The sequence below is a fragment of the Klebsiella sp. GG_Kp146 genome (genome assembly GCF_040061975.1).
Taxonomy (GTDB): domain Bacteria; phylum Pseudomonadota; class Gammaproteobacteria; order Enterobacterales; family Enterobacteriaceae; genus Klebsiella; species Klebsiella quasipneumoniae.
This window is the reverse complement of record NZ_JBEAHA010000008.1, coordinates 165876-191823: the sequence shown is the minus strand read 5'-3', so window position 1 is coordinate 191823 and position 25948 is coordinate 165876. Positions and strand designations below refer to the sequence as shown.

Sequence of the window (25948 nt, the reverse complement as noted above, 5' to 3'; positions counted from 1 at the left end):
ATGATGAAAGTACTTTGCGGCGCGGTGCTCTCCGCGCTGGTACTGGCGGCGGGCCAGGCGAGCGCCGCTTGCCAGTGGCCCGCCTGGGAGCAGTTTAAGAAAGCGTACGTCAGCCCCGAGGGGCGGGTGATCGACCCCAGCGATGCGCGCAAAATTTCCACTTCCGAAGGACAGAGCTATGGCCTGTTCTTTGCCCTGGCGGCCAACGATCGCGCGGGGTTCGACAAGCTGCTGACCTGGACGCAGAACAACCTGGCGGAGGGCGACCTGCGGCAGCATCTGCCGGGCTGGCTGTGGGGGAAAAAGGACGACGAACAGTGGACGCTGCTGGACAGCAATTCGGCATCCGACTCGGATCTGTGGATAGCCTGGGCGCTGCTGGAGGCGGGGCGCCTGTGGCAGCAGCCGCAGTACACCGAGACCGGGAAAGCGCTGCTGGCGCGGATTGTCGACGAAGAGACGGTGGCGGTGCCGGGCCTTGGCACGATGCTGCTGCCGGGAAAAGTCGGTTTTGCCGATGACAGCGGCTGGCGGTTTAACCCCAGCTATCTTCCGCCGCAGCTGGCCACCTATTTTGTGCGTTTTGGCGCGCCGTGGCCCACCCTGCGCGACACGAACCTGCGTCTGCTGCTGGAGACCGCGCCGAAAGGCTTTACCCCGGACTGGGTGCGCTATGAGAAAGGGAAAGGCTGGCAGCTGAAAACGGAGAAGCCGCTGATCGGCAGCTATGACGCGATTCGCGTCTACCTGTGGGTGGGCATGCTTCATGATGGCGATAAGCAAAAAGCGCGTCTGCTGGCCCGCTTTGCGCCGATGGCGGCGCAGACCACGGAGCAGGGGGTACCGCCGGAGAAAGTGAATATCGCCACCGGTAAAACCAGCGGCCAGGGGCCGGTGGGCTTCTCCGCGGTGATGCTGCCGTTTTTACAGAACGACGAGGCCCGGTCGGTGCAACGACAGCGCGTCGCCGATAACTATCCCGGCGCGGATGCCTACTACAGCGCGGTCCTGACGCTGTTCGGTCAGGGTTGGGATCAACACCGTTTTCGTTTCACTGCGGGTGGCGAATTACAACCTGACTGGAACCAGGAATGCGCAAGCTCTCACTAAGTTTACTCACGCTGTCCCTCGGCGTCGCGCTGCTGCCGTTAGCGCAGGCGGCGACGACGCCCGCCCAGGAACATCTGCTGGAGCAGGTGCGCCTCGGCGAGGCCAGCAATCGTGAAGACCTGGTGCGCCAGTCGCTATACCGTCTGGAGCTGATCGACCCCAACAACCCGGACCTGATTGCCGCGCGGATGCGCTATCTGCTGCGCCAGGGGGATACCGCCGGGGCGCAAAAAGAGCTGGAGCGACTGACGAAGCTGGCGCCGGATTCCCCTGAGCTGAAGGCGTCGCGCAATGAGATGAAAAGCAACACCGGCGAGGGCCGTCAGGCGCTGCAGCAGGCGCGCCTGCTGGGCGTGGCCGGGAAGGTCGATGAAGCCATCGCCGCCTATGAAAAACTGTTCGGCGGCGTGCCAGATGATGTTGATGCCGCTATTGAATACTGGACGCTGGTGGCGCGCCTGCCGGCCCGTCATAGCGAAGGCGTCAGCCAGCTGAAAAAACTGAACGCCAGCGCGCCGGGCAACGTCAGCCTGCTGACGGCGCTGGCGAAGCAGATGTTTGCCGATAACAAACCGCAGGAAGGGTTCGCCTATCTGGCGGAAATGGCCCGCTCAGCCTCAGGACGCGGTATCGCCGCCGATATGTGGTTCAGCGAAGTGAAAAGCATGCCGGTGAGCAAAGCCAGCGTGCAGGCGTTGCAGCAATTCCTGCTGCAGTTTCCTACCGGCTCGGTGGCGGCGAACGCCCGCGTCCTGCTTGACCAGCAGCAGGCGCAGCTGCAGGATCCGACGTTCCGCGCCCGCTCGGAAGGGCTGGCGGCGGTCAAATCCGGAAATACCTCGCAGGCGGTGGCGGATCTGCAGAAAGCCGTTCAGGCCGACAGCCGCGACAGCGATGCGGTGGGCGCCCTCGGCCAGGCCTATTCCCAGCGCGGCGACCGCGCGCGGGCGGTGGCCCAGCTCAATAAAGCGATTGCCATGGATCCCGACAGCCCGAATCGCGGCAAATGGGACAGCCTGCTGCAAACCAACCGCTACTGGCTGCTGATCAAGCAGGGGGATAACGCCCTGAAGGCCGGTCAGCTTTCACAGGCGCAGAATTATTATACCCAGGCGCAGCGGGTCGATCGGACCGACAGCTATGCCGTGCTGGGGCTGGGCGACGTCGCGGCGGCGCGCAAAGCGTCGGCGGCGGCGGAGCGCTATTATCAGCAGGCGTTGCGCCTGGATCGCGGGAATAATCTGGCGGTGCGCGGCCTGGCCAACCTCTATCGCGCTGAATCGCCCGAGAAAGCCAGCGCCTGGATCGCTGGTCTTCCTGCCGCCCAGCGGCGCAGCATCGATGATATCGAACGCAGCCTGAACAACGACCGGCTGGAGAAACAGGCGCAGGCTCTGGAGAGTCAGGGCAACTGGGCGCAGGCGGCGGAAGTTCAGCGTCGGCGCCTGGCGCTCGATCCGGACAGCGTGTGGATCACCTATCGTCTGGCGCGGGATCTGGTCAGCGCCGGCGAACGCCAGGAAGCCGATGCGCTGATGCGGACGATGGTCAACCGCCAGCCGCAGGATGCTGAACGGGTCTACGCCTCGGGGCTTTACCTGTCGGGGAACGACCAGGACGATCTGGCGCTGGCGCAAATCGCCGCCCTGCCGCGCAGCGCATGGACGGATAACATTCGTGAACTGGAGGCGCGTCTGCAAAGCGACCGGGTGCTGCGCCAGGCGAACCAGCTGCGCGACAGCGGCGAGGAAGCGCAGGCGATCGCCCTCATCAAACAGCAGCCGGCCTCGGTGCGCTATGACCTGACGCTGGCCGACTGGGCCCAGCAGCGCGGGGACAACCAGACGGCGATTGCCGACTATCAGCGGGTGCTGCGTCAGGAAGCCGACAACGGCGATGCGCGCCTCGGCCTTGCGGAAGTCTATCTGGCCGAGGGCGATAAACAGGCCGCCCGGGCGCAGGTCATGCAGCTGAAAGGCGCAGAGGCCGAATCCATGAATATGCAGCGGCGGGTCGCCCTGGCGCGAGCCGGCCTTGGCGATACCGCTGACGCCCAACAGATTTTTAACCAGATTGTGCCGCAGGCGAAGGCGCAGCCGCCCTCGATGGAGAGCGCGCTGGTGCTGCGCGATGCCGCGCGTTTTGCCACCCGGAACGGGGAGCCGCAGCAGGCGCTGACCCACTACCGGGAGGCGATGGTGGCCTCCGGCATCACCCCCGCGCAGCCGCAGGATAACGATACCTTTACCCGGCTGACGCGCAACGACAGCCGGGATGACTGGCTGAAGCGCGGGATCCGCAGCGATGCCGCCGACCTTTATCGCCAGCAGGATCTGAACGTCACCCTGGAACACGACTTTTGGGGATCCAGCGGCACCGGCGGCTATTCCGACCTCAAGGCGCATACCACCATGCTGCAGGTGGATGCCCCGCTGGCGGATGGCCGGATGTTCTTCCGCACCGACCTGGTCAATATGGATGCCGGCAGCTTTTCCACCCACAGCGACGGGAGCTACTCGCCCAGCTGGGGCACCTGCGGGGAGATCGCCTGTACCAGCGGCAGTAAAAATCAGACCGACAGCGGGGCCAGCGTAGCGGTCGGCTGGAAGAATGACACCTGGAGCGGCGATATCGGCACCACGCCGATGGGCTTCAATGTCGTCGATGTGGTCGGCGGCCTGAGCTACAGCAGCGACGTCGGGCCGGTGGGGTACACGGTCAACGTGCACCGGCGGCCCATCTCCAGCTCGCTGCTCTCCTTTGGCGGGCAGAAAGACAGCAACAGCCATACCGGCACCACCTGGGGCGGCGTTCGCGCCGACGGCGGCGGTGTGAGCCTCAGCTATGATCGGGGCGAAGCGCACGGTATCTGGTCCTCGCTGGGGGCCGACTCGCTGACCGGTAAAAACGTGGCGGATAACTGGCGCGTGCGCTGGATGACCGGCTACTACTATAAGGTGATTAACGAGAATAATCGTCGCGTCACCGTCGGCCTCAACAATATGATCTGGCACTACGACAAAGATCTCAGCGGCTACACCCTCGGCCAGGGTGGCTATTACAGCCCGCAGGAGTATCTCTCGTTCGCTGTGCCGGTGACCTGGCGACAGCGCACGGAGAACTGGTCCTGGGAACTCGGCGGATCGGTATCATGGTCCCATTCGCGTACCCAGACGCAAGCCCGCTATCCGCTGCTGAACCTGATCCCGTCCGACTACCGACAGCGCGCCAGCGAACTGACGGAGGAGGGCGGCAGCAGCCAGGGATTCGGTTACACCGCCAGAGCGCTGGTGGAGCGGCGGGTGACCAGCAACTGGTTCGTTGGCGCCGCGGTCGATATTCAGCAGGCGAAGGACTACACCCCGAGCCATGCGCTGCTTTACGTGCGCTATTCGGCGGCCGGCTGGCAGGGGGATCTGGATATGCCGCCCCAGCCGCTGGTGCCTTACGCCGACTGGTAGCAGAATAGGCTGAATTACGTCACAGAGCACCACTCCACGGCGCGCTTCGCGTATACTCGTGAGGCGTTGCCCACCGTCGGCCGCCGGGGAGGTCTCTCCGGCGTCTGCGCCACCGCGCGGAGCTATCCCGTCACTTCATCCCTCGCGGGCGTGGGCGAAGGATTTAAGTATATAATCAGCCTGAAACGACCGGGATTGAAGGATTAATGCCGGGTATGCATTCAGTATCAGTGGAGAACACCGTTGCGCGTCAGCCGTTCACTTACAATCAAACAGATGGCGATGGTCGCGAGCGTGTCCATGGCCTTTGTATTGGTTTTTTGCACTATTTTGCTGTTTCACTTTGTGCAACAGAGTCGCTTTACCACGGCCACGCAGTTAGAAAGTATCGCGCGATCCGTTCGCGAACCGCTGTCTGCGGCTATTCTGAAAGCCGATATTCCGGAAGCGGAAGCCATTTTAAGCCGTATCCAGCCTGCTGGCATCGTCAGCCGGGCGGATGTCGTCTTGCCCAACCAGTTCCAGGCGCTGCGGATGCGGTTTATCCCTGAGCGGTCGGTGCCGGTGACCATCACCCGGCTGTTTGAGCTGCCGGTGCAGATTTCGCTGCCCATTTATTCGCTGGAGCGGCCGGCCAACCCGCAGCCGCTGGCCTATCTGGTGCTGCAGGCTGACTCCTATCGCATGTATAAATTCGTCATGAGCGCCCTTGCTACGTTAGTGACTGCTTACTTACTTCTGGTGCTGATGCTAACGGTGGCGCTCACCTGGTGCATCAACCGGCTGATGGTTCGCCCCCTGCGGCGTATCGCCCGCGAGCTGAACGATCTCTCCCAGCAGGAGCGTCTTGGCCATCAGCTGACCCTCCCGCGCCTGCACCATGACGACGAGATCGGCATGCTGGTGCGCAGCTATAACCGCAACCAGCAGAGCCTGGTGCGCCAGCATGATGAGCTGTCCATCCAGTCGACCCGCTTCCCGGTCTCCGAGCTGCCGAATAAAGCCTTTTTGCTGGCGATGCTGGAGCAGACGGTGGCCCGCCCGCAAAGCGCCGCGCTGATCGTCGTCGCCTGTGAAACCCTGCAGGACGCCGCCGGCGTGCTCAAGGAGAGCCAGCGCGAAATGCTGCTCCTGACGCTGGTGGAGAAGCTGCGCGCCGCGATCCCGCCGCAGATGGTGCTGGCCCAGGTAAGCGGCTATGACTTCGCCATTCTCGCCGATGGCCTCGCCGAATCCTGGCAGGCGGTGACGATAAGTAAGCAAGTGCTCACTATTATTAATGAACGTTTACCGCTGCATGGTCTGCAGCTGCGGCCCTACGCCAGCGTCGGGATCGCCATGTTCCACCCCGGGCTCAGCGCCGAACAGTTTTACCGGCGCGCGGTCTCGGCCGCGGTCACCGCAAGACGCAAAGGTAAAAATCAGATTGAGTTCTTCGATCCCGAGCAGATGGAAAAGGCTCAGCGCCGCCTGATGGAAGAGCACGAAATTATGACCGCCCTCGACAACCAGCAGTTCGCGATCTGGCTGCAGCCGCAGGTGGCCTGCGCCAGCGGCGAGCTCTGCGGCGCCGAGGTGCTGCTGCGCCAGCGGCAGGCGGATGGCAGCTGGTCGCTACCGCCGACGCTGATTGAGCGCATTGAGTCCTGCGGGCTGATTATCCCGGTCGGCTACTGGGTGATGGAAGAGGCCTGCCGCCAGCTGGCCGCCTGGCAAAGCCAGGGCATTATGCTGCCGCTGTCGGTCAATGTTTCCCTGCTCCAGCTGCTGGAGCACGACCGTGGCGAGGAGATGCTGAAGCTGATCGCCCGCTACCGCATTGCGCCGGGCACCCTCATCCTTGAGGTGACGGAGAGCTGCCGGATGGACGATCCGCAGGATGTGATGGCGCGGTTGCGGCCTCTGCGCGAGGCCGGCGTGCGGATTGCGCTGGATGATTTTGGCATGGGTTATGCCGGGTTGCACCAGCTGCAGCAGATGAAGGCTCTGCCGGTGGATATTCTGAAAATTGATAAGGTATTCATCGATATGCTGCCGGAGGATGTCAGCATGGTGCCGGCGATAATCCAGCTCGCGCGCGGCCTGTCGCTGCGCATTGTGGCGGAAGGGGTGGAAACGGAAGACCAGTATCGCTGGTTGCAAGCCGCCGGCGTCGAGGTGCTCCAGGGCCACCTGTTCGGTTGCGCTTTACCGCAGGAGGCGTTCAGCGCCCGCTATTTATCTCCGGTCCGCGAAGATGCAAATTTGTAAATATTTTGTTGACTTGTGCGAGTCAGCTCAAAGATTTTAACAATCGCGTTGCACTTTCGGCGTTAGTTATTTCTGAAATGTTTCCAGGGTGTTATTTTTAAGCCACAGACGTCAAATATCCCTTCTTGCTCTGTGGTTATTCCCAAAGGACACCCTATGAAAACCTCTATCTTTAAAAGCCTCTATGTCCAGGTTCTGACGGCCATAGCGATCGGTATTCTGCTGGGCCATTTTTACCCGGAACTGGGCGCGCAAATGAAACCCTTCGGCGACGCCTTCGTTAAGCTGATTAAAATGGTGATTGCTCCGGTTATCTTCTGTACCGTCGTGACGGGGATCGCCGGAATGGAGAGCATGAAAGCCGTTGGCCGTACCGGGGCGGTGGCGTTGCTCTATTTCGAAGTGGTTAGCACCATCGCGCTGATTATCGGTCTGGTTATTGTCAACGTGGTGCAGCCGGGGGCCGGGATGAACGTCGATCCGTCGACGCTCGATGCGAAAGCGGTGGCGGTGTACGCTGAGCAGGCGAAAGACCAGGGGGTAGTGGCCTTTTTACTGGATGTGATCCCGGGCAGCGTCATTGGCGCCTTCGCCAGCGGCAACATCCTTCAGGTTCTGCTGTTCGCCGTTCTGTTTGGCTTTGCCCTGCATCGTCTGGGCAGCAAGGGCCAGCTGATTTTCAACGTCATTGAAAGTTTCTCGCAGGTCATCTTCGGCATCATCAATATGATCATGCGCCTGGCGCCGATCGGCGCCTTCGGGGCCATGGCCTTCACCATCGGTAAATATGGCGTCGGCACCCTGGTGCAGCTGGGCCAGCTGATCATCTGCTTCTATATCACCTGTATCCTGTTCGTGGTGGTGGTGCTGGGGTCAATCGCCAAAGCCACCGGCTTCAGCATCTTTAAATTTATCCGCTATATCCGCGAAGAGCTGCTGATCGTGCTGGGGACCTCCTCATCCGAATCGGCGCTGCCGCGCATGCTCGACAAGATGGAGAAGCTCGGCTGTCGTAAATCGGTGGTGGGTCTGGTGATCCCAACCGGCTATTCGTTCAACCTCGACGGCACCTCTATCTATCTGACGATGGCGGCGGTCTTTATCGCCCAGGCGACCAACAGCCATATGGATATTTTCCATCAAATCACCCTGCTGGTGGTGCTGCTGCTCTCTTCGAAAGGGGCGGCGGGAGTGACCGGCAGCGGCTTCATCGTGCTGGCGGCGACCATCTCGGCCGTCGGGCATTTGCCGGTGGCTGGCCTGGCGCTGATCCTCGGTATTGACCGCTTTATGTCCGAAGCCCGTGCGCTGACTAACCTGGTGGGTAACGGCGTCGCCACGGTGGTAGTCGCGAAATGGGTTAAAGAACTCGATGCCAAACAGATGGATGATGTGCTGAATAACCGTGTTCCCGCGAACAAAACGCACGAATTATCCTCTTAAATCCTCCTCTTAGGCCCGTACTCCCTTGCTGGAGTACGGGCTCCTGCGCATAATTAGAGGTCATTTCCGCCCGGCGGGAATGACACGAAATGATTATTTTACGTTGTCATGCGACATTTTCGTCTCCGTGTGGTCTAACCGACGTATTTCACTCTCACTTTTTTCGGCAGCCCGTCAGTGGGATGCTGTTGTAACCAGGAATGTTCATCAGGGGTTCACATGCAGGGCACAACAATTAAACTCTTAACGGGCGGTTTGCTGATGGTAGCGGCGGCCGGTTATGTGCAGGCAGAAGCGCTCCAGCCTGATCCGGCCTGGCAACAAGGGACCTTAGCGAATGGGTTGTCGTGGCAGGTGCTGGCCACGCCGCAGCGTCCCAGCGACCGTATCGAAGTCCGTCTGTCCGTGAATATTGGCTCGCTGAGCGAAAGCACTCAGCAGAGCGGTTTCAGCCGTTTTATTCCCCGTCTGGCGTTGACGCAAAGCGGCAGCCTGCCGACGATGCAGGCGCGCTCGCTGTGGCAGCAGAGTATTGACCCGAAGCGTCCTCTGCCGCCGGCCATCGTCTCCTACGATTACACGATGTTTAATCTCAGCCTGCCGAATAACCGCAACGATCTGCTGAAAGAGGCGCTGAGCTGGCTGGCGGACGCCAGCGGTAAACTGACCATTACGCCTGAATCGATCAATCACGCGCTGCAGGGCAACGACATGGTGGCGACCTGGCCGCTGGATACCAAAGAGGGCTGGTGGCGCTATCGCCTCAAGGGCTCCACCATGCTGGGCCACGATCCTGCTGCGCCGCTGAAGCAGCCGATCGACGTGGCGCATCTGAAAGACTTTTATCAAAAATGGTACACCCCCGACGCCATGACGCTGATCGTGGTGGGTAACGTCGACAGCCGCAGCGTCGCTGAGCAAATCAGCAAAACCTTTGGCGATCTGAAGGGCAAGCGGGAAACGCCCGCGGCGGTGCCGACCTTATCGCCGCTGCCCACCGTGCCGGTCAGCATCATGACCAGCGCCGTGCGCCAGGACAAACTGTCCATCATGTGGGACGCCCCCTGGCAGCCGATCCGCGACTCCGCGGCGCTGCAGCGCTACTGGCGTGACGACCTCGCCCGCGAAGCGCTGTTCTGGCACGTGCAGCAGAGCCTGAGCAAAAATAACGTCAAGGATATTGGTCTTGGTTTTGACTGCCGGGTGCTCTATCAGCGCGCGCAGTGCGCCATCAATATCGAATCGCCGGGCGAGCGCCTGAATAACAACCTGAGCGTGGTCTCGCGCGAGCTGGCGAAAGTGCGCGACAACGGCCTGCCGCAGGAGGAGTTTGATGCGCTTATCGCTCAGAAAAGCCTCGAGCTGCAGAAGCTGTTTGCCACCTATGCGCGCACCGATACCGACATTCTGATGAGCCAGCGCATGCGCTCCCTGCAAAATCAGGTGGTGGATATTGCGCCGGAGCAGTACCAGAAGCTGCGTCAGGAGTTCCTCAACTCCCTGACGGTGGACATGCTGAACCAGTACCTGCGTCAGCAACTGTCTCAGGATATGGCGCTGGTGTTGCAGCAGCCGAAAGGCGAACCGGAATACAACATGAAGGAGCTGCAGGCCACGTGGGAAAAACTGATGGCGCCGAGTCCGGCGACCGCAGCGACCAGCGGCAGCGCCGATACGGTTGACGCCCACAGCGAGGCCAGCGACATCCCGTCGGGGCAGTAACCTGACGCCTCTCCGGCGCGCCAGCGGCGGCCGGAGAGCGCTTACAGGTGAGGATTATTGCGGCATTGCTTCCCGGGGGATAATCGCCCCGCGATACTGGATCACCGTGCTGGCGGTCAGATGTCCGCGTCTGGCGGCGGATTCAGCATCGCCGCCGGTCAGGCGCACGGCCAGATAGCCGGCGCTGAAGGAGTCGCCGGCGGCGGTGGTATCCACCACTTTCTCTTTGGCCAGTTTGACGGCCGGCACTTCCCGCAGCGGTTGCCCGCTCACCGAGACCAGGCAGGCATCCGCTCCGCGCTTCACCACCACCTCTTCCACGCCGGCGGCGTGGGTGCGGGCGATCACCTCGGCGACCGGTTTTTCCCCCCACAGCGCGTCTTCATCATCGAGGGTCAGAAACGCGATATCGGTGCAGGCGAACATCTCCTGATAGACCTGCTGCGTCTCCGCCTGGCTGGCCCACAGGCGCGGGCGATAGTTGTTGTCGAAGATCACCTTGCCGCCGTTGCCGCGGCACTCACGCAGCAGGGTGAACAGCCTGGCACGACTGGCCGGGCTGAGAATGGCGAGGCTGATGCCGCTCAGGTAGAGATAGTCGAACGTGGCCAGCTCTTCGCAAATCGCCGCCGCGCGATCGCTCTCCAGCCAGAATTTTGCCGCCGCCTCGTTGCGCCAGTAGTAGAAGGTGCGCTCGCCGGCGTCATCGGTTTCAATGTAATACAGCCCCGGCAGGCGGTCGGCCATCCGCTGGATCAGGCTGGTGTTGACGTTTTCCTGCTGCCAGCTGTCGAGCATCTGCTGGCTGAACGCATCGGTTCCCAGCGCGGTGACGTAGTGGACGCTCAGCGCGCTGGCATCCGTCTGCCGCGCGATATAGACCGAGGTGTTTAAGGTATCGCCGCCAAAGCCGCGGTTAACGGCCCCGTTCTTCTCTGACAGCTCAATCATGCATTCGCCAATGACGGCAATTTTTTTAGACATAGCCAGAACCTGCAATGGAATCGATATAAGCGCTAGTGTGCGCTGCGCTGTTTTGCTGGTCAATCATATTAAAACATCGTTCCATTATTTTTTTGACCTGACGCGCGTAATGTGACGAAAAGCGCATTTCCAGGAGAAACGCCGCTTTTTGACTATATTCAGGACTGACGTGATGCAAAAGGAGCGGAGTAGGGATGAGCAGAACCCGTAAAACGTTGGTTATCATCACAGGAACGATACTGTTGCTGATCGTTCTCTTCTTTATCGTGTTGGCCACCTTCGACTGGAACCGGCTGAAGCCGACGATTAATCAGAAAGTATCTGCCGAGCTGAACCGCCCGTTCGCCATCCGCGGCGATCTCGGCGTGGTCTGGGAGCGGCAGCCGGAAGAGCGCGGCTGGCGCAGCTGGATCCCGTGGCCCCATGTGCACGCGGAAGATATCGTGCTGGGCAACCCGCCGGCCATTCCCCAGGTGACCATGATCCACCTGCCGCGGGTGGAGGCGACCCTCGCCCCGCTGGCGCTGCTGAGCAAAACGGTGTATCTGCCGTGGATCAAGCTGGAACAGCCCGACGTGCGGCTGATCCGCCTGGCGGAAGACAACAATAACTGGACCTTTCAGCTGGCTGGCGATCAGCGTGCCGCGGGGGACAGCGCCCCCTCCAGCTGGTCTTTCCGCCTCGATAACATTCTCTTCGATCGCGGGACTATCGCCATTGATGACAAGATCACCCGCAGCGATATCACCATTCTCGTCGATCCCCTCGGCAAACCGCTGCCGTTCAGCGAAGTCACTGGCACGAAGGATCGGCATAGCGCGGCGAAACCAGGCGACTACGTCTTTGGCCTGTCGCTGAAGGGCCGCTATAAGGACCAGCCGGTCACCGGCAACGGTAAAATCGGCGGCATGCTGGCTCTGCGCAGCGCAAGCACGCCTTTCCCGCTGCAGGGCGACTTCCGCTCCGGCAATACGCGGGTGGCGTTCAGCGGCACGGTCAGCGATCCGCTCAACGTCGGCGGCATTGACCTGCGGCTGAAATTCGCCGGCGATTCGCTGCGCGATCTCTACGACCTGACCGGCGTGCTGCTGCCGGAGACGCCGTCGTTCTCCACCGACGGCCGTCTGCGCGCCGACTTTAAGCAGAAAAACAGCATGCGCTTTGACTATCAGAATTTTAACGGCCGGATCGGCGATAGCGACATTCATGGTTCCCTGACCTATACCACTGGCAAACCGCGGCCGAAGCTCAGCGGCGACATGGAGTCGAAGCAGCTGCGGCTGGCGGATCTCGGGCCGTTAATCGGCGTCGACTCCGGCAAAGGGACGAAGAAAAGCGCAGTGCGCCAGGCGGGCGATCGGCCGCAGCCGGCGGGTAAAGTGCTGCCGGCGGACCGCTTTGAAACCGATAAATGGCAGGTGATGGATGCCGATGTGCGCTTTAAGGGCCGGAGAATTGAGCACGGCGGTACGCTGCCGATCAGCGATCTGGCGACCCACGTGATCCTGGAGGATGGCGACCTGCGCCTGCAGCCGGTTCGCTTTGGCCTGGCCAACGGGTCGATTGCCGGCAGCGTGCACCTGCAGGGCGATAAAAAGCCGCTGCAGGGTGAGGCCAATCTGCAGGCGCGGCGCCTGAAGCTGAAGGCGCTGATGCCGAACGTCGAGATGATGCAGAAAACCCTCGGCGAGATGAATGGCGACGTTCAGCTGCGCGGCAGCGGCAACTCGGTGGCGGCCCTGCTCGGCAACAGCAACGGCAACCTGAAGCTGCTGATGAACGACGGCCTGATCAGTCGCAACCTGATGGAAATTCTCGGCCTTAACGTCGGCAACTACCTGATCGGCCAGATTTTTGGCGATGAGGAGGTTCGGGTGAACTGCGCGGCGGCCAATATCGACGTGACCAACGGCGTCGCCCGGCCGCAGATTTTTGCCTTCGATACGGAAAACGCGCTGATCAATGTGACCGGGACCGCCAGCTTCGCCTCCGAACAGCTGGACCTGACCATCGATCCGGAAAGCAAGGGCTTCCGGGTGATCACCCTGCGTTCCCCGCTGTATGTTCGCGGCACCTTTAAATCGCCGCAGGCGGGGGTGAAGGCCGGGCCGCTGATTGTCCGCGGCGCGGTAGCGGCGGCCCTGGCTACTCTGGTGACGCCGGCTGCCGCGCTGCTGGCGCTGATCTCCCCGGCGGAGGGCGATAGCAACCAGTGCCGGACCATATTGTCGCAAATGAAAAAGTAGGGGAGAGCCCTGACGCCAGCGGCGTCAGGGCGAAGGATCACAACGACTGGTGGCGGGTCTCGTGGGTCAGCAGCAGGGCGATCAGCGTCAGCGCCGCCATCGCCGCCAGATAGGTGCCGACCGCCGCGAGGCCATAGTTGCCCTGCAGCCAGGCGGCAATGTACGGCGCGACCGAGGCGCCGAGGATCGACGACACGTTATAGGAGAACGACGCCCCGGTGTAGCGCACTTCCGTCGGGAACAGCTCCGGCAGCAGCGCGCCCATCGGGCCAAAGGTCAGTCCCATCAGGCTTAAGCCCAGCAGCAGGAAGGCAAAGACCAGCAGCGGGTTACCGGAACCCAGCAGCGGTTTAAAGGCGAACAGGGCGAACAAAATAATCATCGTGGTGATGATAATCATGCTCTTACGACGACCAAAGGCGTCCGCCAGCAGGCCGGCGATCGGCACCATTACGCCAAAGCCAATCACCGCCATCATCAGCATCCACAGCACTTCGTTACGCGGCAGGCCCAGGCCATTCGGCGCCGCGCCGGTGCTGAAGGTCATCGAGTAGACGGTCATGATGTAGAACAGGGTATAGGTTGCCAGCATGATGAAGGTGCCCAGCACCGTCACGCGGACGTGTTTGGTCAACAGGGTACCCAGCGGGATTTTGACCTGTTTTTTCGCCGCCGCCACTTTGGCGAAGACCGGGGTCTCATGCAGCGAAACGCGAACATACAGACCGATGATCACCAGCACCGCGGAGAAGATAAACGGCACGCGCCAGCCCCACTCCATAAACTGCTGATCGGTTAACAGCCAGGAGAGCAGCAGGAAGGTGCCGTTGGCGAAGAAGAAGCCGATCGGCGCGCCCAGCTGCGGGAAGGAGCCATACAGGGCGCGCTTGCGCGCCGGGGCGTTTTCCGTTGCCAGCAGCGCTGCGCCGCCCCACTCCCCTCCGAGGCCAAGTCCCTGACCGAAGCGCGCCAGCGCCAGCAGCATCGGCGCGACAATGCCAATGCTTTCATAGCCGGGCAGCAGGCCGATCACCACAGTGGAGATCCCCATGGTTAACAGCGAGGCCACCAGGGTGACCTTCCGGCCGACGCGATCGCCGAAGTGGCCAAACAGCGCGGAGCCGATTGGCCGGGCGACGAAGGCGATGGCGAAGGTGGCCAGCGACTGCAGGGTGGCCGCGGCGGCATCGCCCTGCGGGAAGAAGATATGCGGGAAGACGATGACCGCGGCAGTGGCATAGATGTAGAAGTCGAAAAACTCAATGGCGGTGCCAATGAGCGAGGCGACAACGACTTTGTTGCGTGAGTTGACCGGGGCGGTTTCCTGCGTGTTTTCGAGTGTGGTGGCTGTGGCTTGCATAGATCTTTCTTATTTTTGCGCGAACGAAAAGCCATATAGCCACAGCCATCGGGACATTTCAATCTGTAACAAACGCGGAAAATGAGCAAAAAAGAGGCAAAAAGCGGATAATTTTTACGCCAGAAAAAATAGTTCTATGAAATGCTTCACACAATTAAAAAGATAGAGAATAAAACCAGTTTTTCGTTAAATAAAAGTTACGTCCTGGATTTATCTGCTGAAATCAAGCGCGAGGATGAATTTTGCCTCTTTTATTCATCCTCGCAATACCTCAGCGGTGGGTTTTGCCCGGCATCCGCCGGTCGTCTTTATACTCCGCGGTGGCGATCCACGCGGCGCAGAACAGCGTCAGGCGGGCAAAGAAATAGAAAAAGGCCATCAGCCCCAGCACCGATCCGAACGCCGCCCCGGAAGGGGATTTCACCAGCGCCGGCAGCGTCCAGGTCATGACGATTTTGATGATTTCAAAGCCAATCGCCGCGATAAGCGTGCCGCGAAACAGGGCTTTGCGCCGCGGACGGTGGCGCGGCAGCCGCCAGAAGATCCAGAAAAAGAGCAGGTAGTTGGCAAAAATCGAGATGGCGAGACCGATCAGCCGCCAGGCGGGTTTCAGCCATTCAATATTATCCAGATATAGCGCGGAGATAATCAACTGCTGGGCGGAACCGGCGACAGAGGTGATCGACAGCGTAATAATCAGCGCCACCAGCAGACCGATCAGCGAGATAAGATCGCGGAAGTATTTTATCCAGATTTTCTCCTCGTCCTGCGGCCGGCGCTCCCAGACGTCGCGCGACTGAGCGCGGATCGCTTCGCGCAGGTTGCCCATCCAGTTAATACCGGAATAGAGCGCCACCAGCAGGCCGACGAGGCCGACGGCGGTGCGCTGCTGCACCGCGGTGTTGATGGTGTTTTTCAGCGTCGCCGCCAGCGTCGGGTCGCTGACGTTTTGCAGAATTTTGTCGAAAATGTCCTGCAGCAGGGTCGGATGCCAGGCCAGCACGAAGCCGGCGGCGGCAAACGAGACCATCAGGATCGGGATCATCGACAGGAACGAGAAGTAGGTGATGGCCGCGCCGAACTGATTGCCCAGCCGGTCGTTGAAGCGCTCTGCGGCGCGTATCAGGTGGGCGACTACCGGGTTGCGCTGCACTTTGGCCGCCGTTCCGGTGACGGTCTTCAGCGCCTGGCTGGCTTTTTGCCCGACGGCCGTGTCATTGAGAGCGTCGAGGGGGCTTTTGTTTTTCTCCGGCTGCGTGTCCGGTTCCTGAGGGGGGCGTCGATCGTCGTTTTCCGGCGTCATACGTGATTTCTTCCTTTTTTACCGCGAGATTCAGCAAAAAGTATACCTTAAATGCCGTATCCTGCAGGAACGCATCTGCCCGCCCCCCGTTCACCCTCCGCGCGGATCAATCGACGTAATCTTTCATCAGCCCGCCCAGCCACTCCATAAACAGATGCACGCGGCGGGAGAGATTGCGCCGGTGCGGGTAGATAAGCGAGACCGGCAGCGGCTCAGCGCGGTACTGGGGCAGGATCTCAATCAGTTCGCCGGCGCGTAACGCCTCGCGCACGCCGGTGCGTGGCACCTGAATAATTCCCAGCCCGGCGATACAGGCCGCCTGATAGGTTTCCGTGCTGTTGACCGTCAATATGCCGCCGCTTTTTACCCAGCGCACGGCGCCGTCGATCACCACCTCGAAGCCGGAAGGACGGACCCCGAGGGTGCTGGCGTAGTGGATCAGGGCATGATCCGCCAGATCCTCCAGGGATTGCGGGTAGCCAAAACGGGTCAGGTAGTCCGGGCTGGCGCAGTTAATTTGCGTCAGCTTGCCCAGCGGGCGGGCGATAAGCCCGGAGTCTTTGAGCGCGCCGACGCGCACCACGCAGTCAAACCCCTCGCGGATCACGTCCACCAGCCGGTCGCTGCTGCTCAGCTCCAGTTCGATGCCCGGATACTGCTGCAAAAAAGCCGGCAGGTGCGGGATCACCAGCTTTTTGGCAAAACCGACCGGCATATCCACCCGCAGCCGGCCGCTGATGCTCGCCGGATCGTGCTGAAACATACCGTCCAGTTCGTCGAGGTTGCTCAGCAGATCCTTCGCCCGCTCGTAGTAGACCATTCCATCCTGGGTGAGCTGAACCCGGCGGGTGGTGCGGTGCAGAAGCCGCACGCCAAGATGGCTTTCCAGGGCCTGAATCTGCCGCGAGACGCTGCCTTTCGGCAGCGCCAGGGTCTCGGCGGCGCGGGAGAAACTCTCCAGATCCGCTACGCGAATGAATAACTGCATTGCATGAATTTTATCCATGCCGATGGCCTATTGTTGTTGTGAATGAAACAGTAAAACGTAATGTAGCGTATTTATTGTTTCATTGGCAGTTAATAAGCTGGAACACAATCACAACGCAACCTGAAAGGGGTCTTCTGATGACACAACGTATCGCTTTAGTGACCGGCGGCAGCCGCGGTCTGGGTAAAAACGCCGCGTTGAAGCTGGCGGCGAAGGGAACCGACATTCTTCTGACCTATCACAGCAACCGCCAGGCGGCGCTCGAGGTGGTGGCGGAGATTGAGCAAAAAGGAGTGAAGGCGGCAGCATTGGCGCTGAACGTCGGCGATCCTTCAACATTCGACGCTTTCGCCAGCGAGGTGGCGCAGGTGCTGGCGCAGAAGTGGGGACGCACCACCTTTGATTATTTACTGAACAACGCCGGGATCGGCCTCAACGTCCCCTTCGCCGAGACCAGCGAAGCGCAGTTTGACGAGCTGATGAACATCCAGTTCAAAGGCCCGTTTTTCCTGACCCAGCGGCTGCTGCCCCTCCTGCAGGACGGGGGGCGTATCCTCAACGTTTCCAGCGGCCTGGCGCGCTTTGCCCTGCCGGGCTATGCGGCCTACGCCGCGATGAAGGGGGCGATGGAGGTTCTGACCCGCTATCAGGCGAAAGAGCTGGGCGGACGGGGGATATCGGTGAACATCATCGCGCCGGGGGCCATTGAGACCGACTTTGGCGGCGGGGTGGTGCGCGATAACGCCGAGGTGAATCGGCATATCGCCGCCCAGACCGCGCTGGGGCGCGTCGGGCTGCCGGATGATATCGGCGACGCCATCGCCGCCCTGCTCAGCGATGAGCTGGCGTGGATGAACGCGCAGCGCGTGGAAGTCTCGGGAGGGATGTTCCTCTGAACCCCGCTGCCGTCAGACCGTGAGCGGCGGTGCGCTAGGGCGCATCGCCCTCCGCGCGCAGCCGACCGAACAGCCAGTCATTGTGCCAGCGCCCGTTGAGCCAGTAGTTCTCCCGCAGCTCCCCCTCCAGCCGGAAGCCGGCTTTGAGCAGTAACTGCCTGGACGCCTCGTTGCCGGCGGTGACGCTGGCGGTCAGGCGGCGGACGCCGCCGGTGGTGAAGGCGTAGTCGCACAGCGCGCGCAGCGATTCGTAGCCGTAGCCACGACCCTGCGCCGCCGGAGCGAAGAGAAAGCCGACCTCGGCAATGTCGCGCTGATGATGTTGGTAACCGGTGAGGCCGAGCGGGGTATGGGTCAGCCTGTCGCGCACCACCAGGCACAGCCAGTGTTCATCCCCGGGCGTCCACGGCGGCAGCCGCGAATCGAACGCCTCGCGGATGGCCGCCTGCGGCCTGGGGTCGGCCACGTAAAGCATGACCTGCGGATCCTGCTGCAGGGAAAGAAAAAACGACCAGTCGTCCAGCTGCAGCGGTGAGCAGCGCAGGCGCGGCGTCAGAAGTTCAGGCATAAGCGTCATTCCGGGCAGGGCGAATCCTCTGAACATAGCAGGAGAAGGCCGCCGGGAACAGCCCGACTAGGTTGGCTCGCCGTAGAGGCCAATCAGCCGGCGCACGACGCCGTTGGTCCAGCCGAAGCCATCCTGCAGGGGATACTCCCCGCCGCCGCCCTCATGCGGAACGCCGGTGGCGATATGGTATTTCTCAATCAGTTTGTGGTGCTGCTTGTAGAAGTGGTTGACCGTCTGCAGCCAGCTCCAGGCGATCTCATCGCCCAGCGGATCCTGGCCGTAGCGTTTAAATCCCTGCACCGCCATCCACTGCAGCGGCGCCCAGCCGTTGGGTTTATCCCACTGCTCGCCGCTCTCGTATTCGGTGGCCATGATCCCGCCGGGGGTGAGCAGGCGGGCCCGCACCGCATCGGCAAGGCGTTCCGCCTGTTCGTGGGTCGCCAGGCCGACGTAAAGGGTGACAATGCTGGCGGCGGAAAACAGCGCCAGCTGTTCGCGGCGCCAGTCATAATCGCGAAAACAGCCGTTCTCATCGTCCCACAGATAGCGGTTAACCGCCGCCCGCCGATCCTGAGCCTTCTGGCGGAAGGCCGCTTCCGTCTCGCGATCGCCCTTCAGGCCGGAGAGGTTGGCGATGGTCGTCTCCAGCTTGAACAGGAAGGCGTTCAGGTCGATGGGGATAAACTGCGTGGTGCGGATACTGGCCAGTCGCGTGATATCCCGCAGCCAGCGGCTGGAGTAGTCCCAGCCGGACGCGGCGCCCGCCCGCAGGTCGCGGTAGACTTCATTGGCCGGCCGTCCGGAGTGTCGGGCGGTCTCCACGTCCTCGCGCCACGATTCATCCCGCGGCGTGTCCCGGTCGTCCCAGTAGCGATTGAGCAGGGAGCCATCCGGCATGCGCACCACGTGCCGATACGCCTGATGCGGGATCAGCGACTCGGCGCCGTCCATCCAGAAGGCATGCTCCATCTTCAGATGATCCAGATAGCGCTTCGCGCCGCGCACGCCGTCCTCTTCAAAGAGTTCGACCATCAGGGCGAACACCGGGGGCTGCGAGCGGCTGAGGTAGTAGGTGCGGTTGCCGTTCGGAATGTGACCGTAGGTTTCAATCAGCCAGGCGAAGTTATCGGCCATGCATTTCAGCAGATCTTCCCGGCCGCTCTCCGCCAGCCCCAGCATGGTGAAATAAGAGTCCCAGTAATAGGTTTCGCTAAAGCGACCGCCGGGCACGATATAGGCCTGCGGCAGCGCCAGCAGCGATGACCAGGGGATATGATCCTGAGGCTCGCGGGTCAACACCGGCCATAGCTTATCGATATGCTCTTTCAGCGTCAGGCTGGGGTCGGAGGTGTAGACGTCGGTATGGCTCTCCGGCAGCCAGAAATTATCCTCAACGAACTGCCGCAGGTCGAAATCGGGCTGGCGTTTGACCTTCCGGTAGTTCCGCAGGATGTCCAGCGGGTCGTGTTTCGGCGCGCAGTCGGGAAAAGTTTTGCTGTCGGCAAAAATGCGTGATTTCTGCACGTTGGTAAACAGCTCAAGATAGCGATCCGCCGGGGTGAGGGCATCGGAGGCCGGAAGCCCCTCGATCACCTCAGGCTCCGGTTCAGCGTCAATCATCTCATCCAGCTTTAATTCGTACGGATCGGCTTCGTAGCAGGGATCGATGTCGATCCTTAACTCGTCGTCTTCAACGTGGCGTAATTTCTGGCTGAACATAGCGATACGGACCTCCGGATAGCGTGAGTTCGCGGCCGGGCGTACCCGGCCTTGTCTTTTAAGCGTAGACAGTCGCTTCGGTGAGTGTGAAGTAAACTGTGCGTTAGATCACGCTTTTCCGCCTGCAGGGGACGCCGTGATTTCTAATTAACTCGTTGATAAATAATAAATAAATCCGCGATTAGGTGAAGATAAAATTCGGAGCATTCATTATGCAACAAAATTTTATCCCGGCGCGCTCACTCCCACGCCGCCTCCAGCATCTCCAGCAGCTGTTCGCTGCTCAGGCTGACCGGATTGGCCTTCATCGACGAGGAGGTGCTGGCGGCCAGCGCCGCCGGCTCCAGGGCGTCGCGCGCCACGCCGAGGTCGCGCAGGGTGCCGAGACCGGCGCGATGGCTCCATTCCCGCAGGCTGTCCCAGACCCGATCCGCCGGGACCTCCAGCCCGTCGGCCAGCCAGCGGCGAACGTCGTTGAAGCGCTGGCGCAGGGCGGGGTCGTTTATCTGCGACTCATTCAGCGCCAGCCCAAACGGCAGCAGGCTGCCGCATAAGGCGCCGTGCGAGGCGCGGCTCAGGCCGCCCAGCGGGCCGGCGAGGCCGTGGATCACCCCCAGCCCGGCGTTCGCCAGCGCCACTCCGCCGCACAGGCTGACCCAGGCCATCTCGTCGCGGCTGGCCGGGCACTCTTTTTCCATCAGAACCTTCAGCGCGCGGATGCCGCGCGGGATCGCCTGCTGACAGAGGGCGTCGGTGAAAGGGGTGGCCCGGCTGCAGAGCCAGGGCTCGATCACCTGGGTCAGGGCGTCGAGGCCGGAGCCCAGGGTGATGCTGCGCGGCGCGTTGTCGGTTAGCGCCGGGTCGACAATGGCCAGGTCAGGCAGCATCCGGTCGTCGCGCAGGCTCACTTTCCGCTGCTGTTCCACGACGTTGATCACCGCGTTTTTAGTGACTTCCGCGCCTGTGCCCGCGGTGGTGGGGATCGCCACGAACGGCAGCGGGCTGGCTTCCAGCTGACGGCCGGTTCCCACGACTTCCAGATAGTCGACCAGCGGGCCGGTGGCGGGCGCCAGCGCCGCAATCGCCTTACCGGCGTCAATCACCGCGCCGCCGCCGAGGCTGACCACCGCCCTGATCCCTTTCTCGCGCGCCAGCTGGACGCCCTGCTCAATATCGATAAGCCAAGGTTCGCGGCTTATCGCCAGCGTCGTGACCGCCAGCTGCAGCGCCTCCAGCTGATGGCGGAGAAATGCCGCCCGCTCCGGGCTGGCGCCATGCACCAGCAGAACAGGACCGCCCTGCTGCGCCAGCCAGGGGGCGGCGCTCTGGGCCTGACCGCGGCCAAAACGAATATTTGCAGGCATCAAAACGGTAAAAGGGGTCAACATGTCGGGTTCCTTTTCGGCAAACAGGCTGGAATCAACTATACACATTATCCAGCGCTCTGCCTTGTTGCTGGCTGGCAATAGAGTAGAGTGAATGAACTCTCTTTTATGGCTGAGGAATCGCTGACGATGCTAACAATTCTGGGCAAACGCTCTTCAATCAATGTACGGAAAGTGCTGTGGACCTGCGAGGAGATCGGGCTGGCGTACCAGCAGGAGGATTACGGCAGCGGGTTTAAGCCCCTGGACACCCCCGAATTTCAGCGCCTGAATCCTAACAGCCTGGTGCCGGTGCTGCTGGACGATGACTTTGTGCTCTGGGAGTCGAACAGTATCTGCCGCTATCTGGCGCGAAAAGCGGAGCGCTGGGATCTGCTGCCCGCCGGGCCGCAGCCCGCCGCCGAGGTGGAGCACTGGATGGACTGGCAGGCGACCGAGTTCAATAATGCCTGGCGCCATGCTTTTATGGGGCTGGTGCGTAAAGATCCTCGCTTTCAGGATCCGGCGGCGATTAAAGAGAGCATTGCCGCCTGGACCCACTGCGTGCGCATTGTCGAAGCGCAGCTGCAGCGGACCGGGGCGTGGGTCGCCGGCGAGCACTTCACCCTGGCTGATATTGTGCTGGGCCTGTCGGTGCATCGCTGGAAGATGACGCCCTTTGCCCATCCGGAAATGCCGGCCGTGGAGCGCTGGTATATGGCGCTCAATCAGCGCCCGGCGTTTATGCGCCATGGAAATAACGGCGTGGCGTAGCGAACGGGCCAGGGCCTTATCGATTTTTCAGCGTATTCGCTTTGCACTGGCGGGGTAATGCCGCTACGATCCCGCGTCTATTTTTTATCCCATCCCAAATAACGTGTGGCAGGCAGGTGCAGTTTGAAAAAACGGTTAGGCCTTGTGCTACTGGCATTACTGTTGATTTCAGGCTGTTCCGGCACGCTGTCGCAAATGAGCCCGCCCAGCAATGAAACCAGTCTGACAGGGCGCAACGGTCAGCGGCTTTCCGTCGATGATTATGTCAGGCATTACATGCGCGAGAAGCAGGTCAGCGGCATGGTGGTGGCAATTATTCATCATAACGGCCCGGCGGAGTTTCACTGCTTCGGCGTGACCGATGACCAACATCGCTACCCGATAACCCCGCATACGCTGTTTGCCCTCGGCTCGCTGAGCAAAGGGGTTACCGCCGAAGTGGTCACGATGCTGGTGAACGAAGGTCGTTTCCACTGGCACGACACGCTGCAGACCCTGCTGCCGCCGGGTACCGCGCTGAGTGAGGATGCCCGTAAGATAACCTTGCTGCAGCTGGTGACGCATACCTCAGGGCTGCCGCGGCAACCGATGAATATGCTGTCGCTTGAGCACCTGCTGGCCTATCTCAACGATGGCGAAAACTTCTACCATGAGCTCGATGCCGATGGCGTACTGAGTTATCTGCAGAATTTCCAGGCCCCGGCGGAACCGGCGCCGAGTTACTCCAACCTCGGCTACGCGATCCTCGGCTATCTTCTCCAGTACCAGACTGGCGAATCGATTGAGACGCTGGCCTCGCGGATGATCTTCCGCCCGCTGGCGATGGGGAACACCAGCTTCCTGCCGCAAACGCTGCGTGATTATCCGTGGCGGGCGCTGGGCCATGCTGGCGATCAGCCGAAATTTAAACCCCGCGGCGCGCTGACGCCGGACTGGCAGTTCCGTCATAACATGGTCGGTGCGGCGAGTTTGTACAGCGACGCCGGAGATCTGATTCACTATGCCCGCGCCCACTTCGCGCCCACCGGTCAGGCGGCGCTGGACCAGGCGTTGCGCGACGTTAGCGTCGACTATTATCCGCGGCGGATTGAAGCGGCGAATATCGCCTGGGTAACAGACACGTTCGGCGAGCAGCAATTAACCTATCAGGTGGGGTACATCGGCGGCTATTCGAGCTATATCGGTTTTGATAAAGCGAATCAGAATGCGGTGGTGGTGCTGCAAAACAGCTTTAACTGGAGCAACTATATCGGCCACCAGATCCTGCGTCACCTGGCGGCGCAATAAAAAAGCCCCGTCCGGAGACGGGGCTGCGCGCCTTAGCGCATGGTGACAAACTCTTCTGCCGCCGTTGGGTGAATGGCGACGGTGTTGTCGAAGTCTTTTTTGGTGGCGCCCATCTTCAACGCCACCGCAAAGCCCTGCAGCATCTCATCCATCCCGAAGCCGATGCCATGGATACCGACAATCTTCTCTTCCGGGCCGACGCACACCAGCTTCATGCGGCACGGCTGGCGGTGCGAGGTGGCGGCGGTGTACATCGCGGTGAAGGAGGATTTGTAGACCTTCACGGCGTCGTCGCCATACTGCTCGCGCGCCTGCGGCTCGGTTAAGCCGACGGTGCCGATAGGCGGGTGGCTGAAGACCACGGTCGGAATGTTGTTGTAGTCCAGATGCTCTTCCGGTTTGTTGTTAAACAGGCGTTCGGAGAGACGACGGCCTGCGGCCACGGCCACCGGGGTCAGCTCAACGGCACCGGTGTTATCGCCCACGGCGTAGATGCCCGGCACGCTGGTGTTCTGGAACTTATCGACGACGATGTAGCCTTTATCGTCAGTTTTCACGCCGGTAGCCGCCAGGTTGAAGTTATCGGTCGCCGGTTCGCGGCCAATCGCCCAGATCAGGCAGTCAACGGTCTGGCTGCGGCCATCTTCCAGCTCAAGGGTCAGGCTGCCGTCGGCATGCTTCACCACCGCTTTCGGGATGGCGTTGGTATGCAGCTGCGGACCTTCGGCGTTCATCACTTCCACCAGCGTTTCGACGATCAGCGGATCGAAGCTGCGCAGCGGCGCGTGCTTGCGCACGAACAGGTGGGTTTCAGCGCCGAGGCCGTTAATCACCCCCGCCAGCTCAACGGCGATGTAGCCCGCGCCGACCACCGCCACGCGCTTCGGCAGCGCCGGCAGTTCGAAGAAACCGTCGGAATCAATACCGTATTCCACGCCCGGAATGGTCGGGTGGCTCGGACGGCCGCCGGTGGCGATCAGGATATGATCGGCCGTAATGGTTTCGCCGTTCACTTCCACGGTGTGGGCATCGACAAAGCGCGCAAAGCCTTTGATCACGTCGACGTTGTTCTTACCCAGCACGTTGTCGTAGGAGGTATGAATGCGGTCGATATAGGCGCTGCGGCTGGCGACCAGCTTCTCCCAGTCGAAATGGTTGATGGTGGTATCGAAACCGTAGTCCGGGCCGTAAAGATGAATCGCTTCGCGGATCTGCGCCGCATGCCACATCACTTTTTTCGGCACGCAGCCGACGTTGACGCAGGTGCCGCCCAGCGCTTTGGCTTCAATCAGCGCGCACTTCTGGCCGTACATGGCCGCACGGTTAATCGAGGCGATACCGCCGCTACCGCCGCCGATGGCGAGGTAATCATAATGTTTGCTCATGCCCATATGTCCTTAATCGTTGATTGCCGCGATTGTAACGCGAGGCGTAAAAGGTTCCACCGATGGTTGCGATTACTCCGGCACGATCCAGCTGACGGTCGTGTGACCGGTACCGGCCGGCACCAGCTTGCTGTGCAGCCACGGCAGCACATTGTTCATCTGCTGCTCCAGCTTCCACGGCGGGTTGATGACGATCATCCCGGAGGCGGTCATGCCGCGCTGGTCGCTGTCAGGACGTACCGCCAGCTCAATCTGCAGAATCTTGCGAATGCCAGTGGCTTCTAAGTCTTTGATCATGCGTTTGATCTGCGCGCGCAGCACCACCGGGTACCACAGCGCGTAGGTGCCGGTGGCGAAGCGTTTGTAGCCTTCGTTAATTCCGGTCACCACCGCCTGATAGTCGGTTTTAATTTCGTACGGCGGGTCGATCAGAATCAGACCGCGGCGCGAGACCGGCGGCAGTTTGGCTTTCAGCTGCTGGTAGCCATCGGCTTTATCGACGCGCGCGCGGCCGTCTTTCTGAAACTCGGCGCGCAGCAGCGGGAAGTCGCTCGGGTGCAGCTCGGTCATCTGCAGGCTGTCCTGCTCGCGCAGCAGCTGGCGGGCGATCAGCGGAGAACCCGGGTAGTAGCGCAGCTGGCCGTTACGGTTGAAGTGTTCGACCACCGAAATATAGGGCTCAAGCTCTGCCGGCAGGTCGTCCTGCTGCCAGATGCGGGCGATGCCTTCGAGATACTCGCCGGTACGCTCGGCGTGCTCGCCGCTCAGCTGATAGCGGCCCGCGCCGGCGTGGGTGTCCAGGTAGAGAAACGGTTTTTCTTTCTCTTTCAGCGCTTCAATGATCAGGCTCTGAACGGTGTGTTTGAGGACGTCGGCGTGGTTGCCTGCGTGAAAGCTGTGGCGATAACTGAGCATGGATGCAGAGATTCCGGGAAATAAACAAGTTAACCGATAGTTTACCGCAGATCGGCCGAGATTACCGCTGCGCCGCCGCGCTGTTTCATTTCTGCCAAAAGCGTTGCAAAACATAACGCTGTCATAAAAGCGTCAAACGGCCGCGCTAGCGTCGGAGACAGGCAAGGTAATTG

At 61.2% G+C, this 25948-nt stretch carries 18 protein-coding genes; 9 read left to right on the top strand and 9 right to left on the bottom strand.

From position 1 onward, the window contains the following. The 5 genes from bcsZ to ABLU95_RS10350 all read left to right on the top strand — a co-directional run bounded on the left by bcsZ (position 1) and on the right by ABLU95_RS10350 (position 9986). Complete coding sequence (bcsZ, locus tag ABLU95_RS10370) at positions 1-1110, top strand: cellulose synthase complex periplasmic endoglucanase BcsZ (protein ID WP_023291293.1); 1110 nt, start codon at positions 1-3, stop codon at positions 1108-1110. After that, positions 1092-4571 (top strand): cellulose synthase complex outer membrane protein BcsC, encoded by a 3480-nt coding sequence (gene bcsC, locus ABLU95_RS10365; protein WP_348879381.1) that lies wholly within the window; start codon positions 1092-1094, stop codon positions 4569-4571. Before bcsZ ends, bcsC begins: the two co-directional genes overlap by 19 nt. 243 nt (positions 4572-4814) lie before the next feature. Continuing rightward, positions 4815-6821, top strand: coding sequence for a biofilm formation regulator HmsP (gene hmsP / locus ABLU95_RS10360; protein ID WP_210726508.1), 2007 nt, complete (start codon positions 4815-4817; stop codon positions 6819-6821). 156 nt (positions 6822-6977) lie between these two features. Next, a complete protein-coding gene (locus ABLU95_RS10355) occupies positions 6978-8264 on the top strand; it encodes a dicarboxylate/amino acid:cation symporter (RefSeq protein WP_023291290.1) in 1287 nt (428 codons plus the stop codon). 219 nt (positions 8265-8483) lie between these two features. Then, entirely contained in the window at positions 8484-9986 is a 1503-nt protein-coding gene (locus ABLU95_RS10350) for a pitrilysin family protein (RefSeq protein ID WP_023291289.1), read from the top strand. A 54-nt stretch (positions 9987-10040) separates the two neighbouring features. Here ABLU95_RS10350 and ABLU95_RS10345 read toward each other — a convergent pair whose 3' ends face one another. Continuing rightward, positions 10041-10970: a sugar kinase gene (locus tag ABLU95_RS10345; protein WP_348879380.1), complete on the bottom strand. Its 930-nt coding sequence runs from the start codon at positions 10968-10970 to the stop codon at positions 10041-10043. A 194-nt stretch (positions 10971-11164) separates the two neighbouring features. On the opposite strand from ABLU95_RS10345, the gene ABLU95_RS10340 reads away from it, so the two are divergent. Then, positions 11165-13216: an AsmA family protein gene (locus ABLU95_RS10340; RefSeq protein ID WP_044525006.1), complete on the top strand. Its 2052-nt coding sequence runs from the start codon at positions 11165-11167 to the stop codon at positions 13214-13216. A gap of 37 nt (positions 13217-13253) precedes the next feature. Here the strand turns inward: ABLU95_RS10340 and ABLU95_RS10335 are convergent, their stop codons facing one another. The 3 genes from ABLU95_RS10335 to ABLU95_RS10325 all read right to left on the bottom strand — a co-directional run bounded on the left by ABLU95_RS10335 (position 13254) and on the right by ABLU95_RS10325 (position 16885). Then, a complete protein-coding gene (locus ABLU95_RS10335) occupies positions 13254-14576 on the bottom strand; it encodes an MFS transporter (RefSeq protein WP_017900001.1) in 1323 nt (440 codons plus the stop codon). A 271-nt stretch (positions 14577-14847) separates the two neighbouring features. Then, positions 14848-15879 (bottom strand): inner membrane protein YhjD, encoded by a 1032-nt coding sequence (gene yhjD, locus ABLU95_RS10330; RefSeq protein ID WP_023291286.1) that lies wholly within the window; start codon positions 15877-15879, stop codon positions 14848-14850. 106 nt (positions 15880-15985) lie between these two features. Then, the gene (locus tag ABLU95_RS10325) at positions 15986-16885 is read right to left on the bottom strand and encodes a LysR family transcriptional regulator (RefSeq protein WP_023291285.1); all 900 of its coding nucleotides are present in this window, start codon (positions 16883-16885) and stop codon (positions 15986-15988) included. Positions 16886-17004: 119 nt separating this feature from the next. Between ABLU95_RS10325 and ABLU95_RS10320 the strand changes: the two genes are divergently transcribed. Next, positions 17005-17763 carry an SDR family oxidoreductase gene (locus tag ABLU95_RS10320; RefSeq protein ID WP_023291284.1) on the top strand — a complete coding sequence of 253 codons (759 nt, stop codon included), beginning with the start codon at positions 17005-17007 and terminating at the stop codon, positions 17761-17763. A 34-nt stretch (positions 17764-17797) separates the two neighbouring features. Here ABLU95_RS10320 and ABLU95_RS10315 read toward each other — a convergent pair whose 3' ends face one another. The 3 genes from ABLU95_RS10315 to ABLU95_RS10305 form a co-directional block, all read right to left on the bottom strand. Further along, positions 17798-18331, bottom strand: a complete 534-nt coding sequence (locus ABLU95_RS10315; protein ID WP_086076077.1) for a GNAT family protein — start codon at positions 18329-18331, stop codon at positions 17798-17800. A gap of 66 nt (positions 18332-18397) precedes the next feature. Then, positions 18398-20050, bottom strand: a complete 1653-nt coding sequence (locus ABLU95_RS10310) for an alpha,alpha-trehalase (RefSeq protein ID WP_023291282.1) — start codon at positions 20048-20050, stop codon at positions 18398-18400. Between the two features lie 239 nt (positions 20051-20289). Continuing rightward, a complete protein-coding gene (locus tag ABLU95_RS10305; protein ID WP_086076079.1) occupies positions 20290-21438 on the bottom strand; it encodes an iron-containing alcohol dehydrogenase in 1149 nt (382 codons plus the stop codon). 126 nt (positions 21439-21564) lie between these two features. Here ABLU95_RS10305 and ABLU95_RS10300 point away from each other — a divergent pair, with 126 nt between their 5' ends. After that, a complete protein-coding gene (locus ABLU95_RS10300; RefSeq protein WP_348879376.1) occupies positions 21565-22188 on the top strand; it encodes a glutathione S-transferase in 624 nt (207 codons plus the stop codon). A 195-nt stretch (positions 22189-22383) separates the two neighbouring features. Continuing rightward, entirely contained in the window at positions 22384-23475 is a 1092-nt protein-coding gene (locus tag ABLU95_RS10295) for a serine hydrolase domain-containing protein (RefSeq protein ID WP_348879395.1), read from the top strand. A gap of 32 nt (positions 23476-23507) precedes the next feature. On the opposite strand, the gene gorA is transcribed toward ABLU95_RS10295, so the two are convergent. Both gorA and ABLU95_RS10285 read right to left on the bottom strand, forming a co-directional pair. Beyond that, positions 23508-24860, bottom strand: a complete 1353-nt coding sequence (gene gorA / locus ABLU95_RS10290; protein WP_348879374.1) for a glutathione-disulfide reductase — start codon at positions 24858-24860, stop codon at positions 23508-23510. A 72-nt stretch (positions 24861-24932) separates the two neighbouring features. Beyond that, positions 24933-25775: a 23S rRNA (adenine(2030)-N(6))-methyltransferase RlmJ gene (locus ABLU95_RS10285; protein WP_044525001.1), complete on the bottom strand. Its 843-nt coding sequence runs from the start codon at positions 25773-25775 to the stop codon at positions 24933-24935. Positions 25776-25948 lie beyond the last annotated feature (173 nt).

What these genes read in the sequence shown, in the direction of transcription:
- bcsZ (WP_023291293.1), top strand. Translation starts at nt 1, where the DNA reads ATGATGAAAGTACTTTGCGGCGCGGTGCTCTCCGCGCTGGTACTGGCG.
- bcsC (WP_348879381.1), top strand. Translation starts at nt 1,092, where the DNA reads ATGCGCAAGCTCTCACTAAGTTTACTCACGCTGTCCCTCGGCGTCGCG.
- ABLU95_RS10355 (WP_023291290.1), top strand. Translation starts at nt 6,978, where the DNA reads ATGAAAACCTCTATCTTTAAAAGCCTCTATGTCCAGGTTCTGACGGCC.
- ABLU95_RS10350 (WP_023291289.1), top strand. Translation starts at nt 8,484, where the DNA reads ATGCAGGGCACAACAATTAAACTCTTAACGGGCGGTTTGCTGATGGTA.
- ABLU95_RS10345 (WP_348879380.1), bottom strand. Translation starts at nt 10,970, where the DNA reads ATGTCTAAAAAAATTGCCGTCATTGGCGAATGCATGATTGAGCTGTCA.
- ABLU95_RS10340 (WP_044525006.1), top strand. Translation starts at nt 11,165, where the DNA reads ATGAGCAGAACCCGTAAAACGTTGGTTATCATCACAGGAACGATACTG.
- ABLU95_RS10335 (WP_017900001.1), bottom strand. Translation starts at nt 14,576, where the DNA reads ATGCAAGCCACAGCCACCACACTCGAAAACACGCAGGAAACCGCCCCG.
- yhjD (WP_023291286.1), bottom strand. Translation starts at nt 15,879, where the DNA reads ATGACGCCGGAAAACGACGATCGACGCCCCCCTCAGGAACCGGACACG.
- ABLU95_RS10325 (WP_023291285.1), bottom strand. Translation starts at nt 16,885, where the DNA reads ATGGATAAAATTCATGCAATGCAGTTATTCATTCGCGTAGCGGATCTG.
- ABLU95_RS10320 (WP_023291284.1), top strand. Translation starts at nt 17,005, where the DNA reads ATGACACAACGTATCGCTTTAGTGACCGGCGGCAGCCGCGGTCTGGGT.
- ABLU95_RS10315 (WP_086076077.1), bottom strand. Translation starts at nt 18,331, where the DNA reads ATGCCTGAACTTCTGACGCCGCGCCTGCGCTGCTCACCGCTGCAGCTG.
- ABLU95_RS10310 (WP_023291282.1), bottom strand. Translation starts at nt 20,050, where the DNA reads ATGTTCAGCCAGAAATTACGCCACGTTGAAGACGACGAGTTAAGGATC.
- ABLU95_RS10305 (WP_086076079.1), bottom strand. Translation starts at nt 21,438, where the DNA reads ATGTTGACCCCTTTTACCGTTTTGATGCCTGCAAATATTCGTTTTGGC.
- ABLU95_RS10300 (WP_348879376.1), top strand. Translation starts at nt 21,565, where the DNA reads ATGCTAACAATTCTGGGCAAACGCTCTTCAATCAATGTACGGAAAGTG.
- ABLU95_RS10295 (WP_348879395.1), top strand. Translation starts at nt 22,384, where the DNA reads ATGAGCCCGCCCAGCAATGAAACCAGTCTGACAGGGCGCAACGGTCAG.
- gorA (WP_348879374.1), bottom strand. Translation starts at nt 24,860, where the DNA reads ATGAGCAAACATTATGATTACCTCGCCATCGGCGGCGGTAGCGGCGGT.
- ABLU95_RS10285 (WP_044525001.1), bottom strand. Translation starts at nt 25,775, where the DNA reads ATGCTCAGTTATCGCCACAGCTTTCACGCAGGCAACCACGCCGACGTC.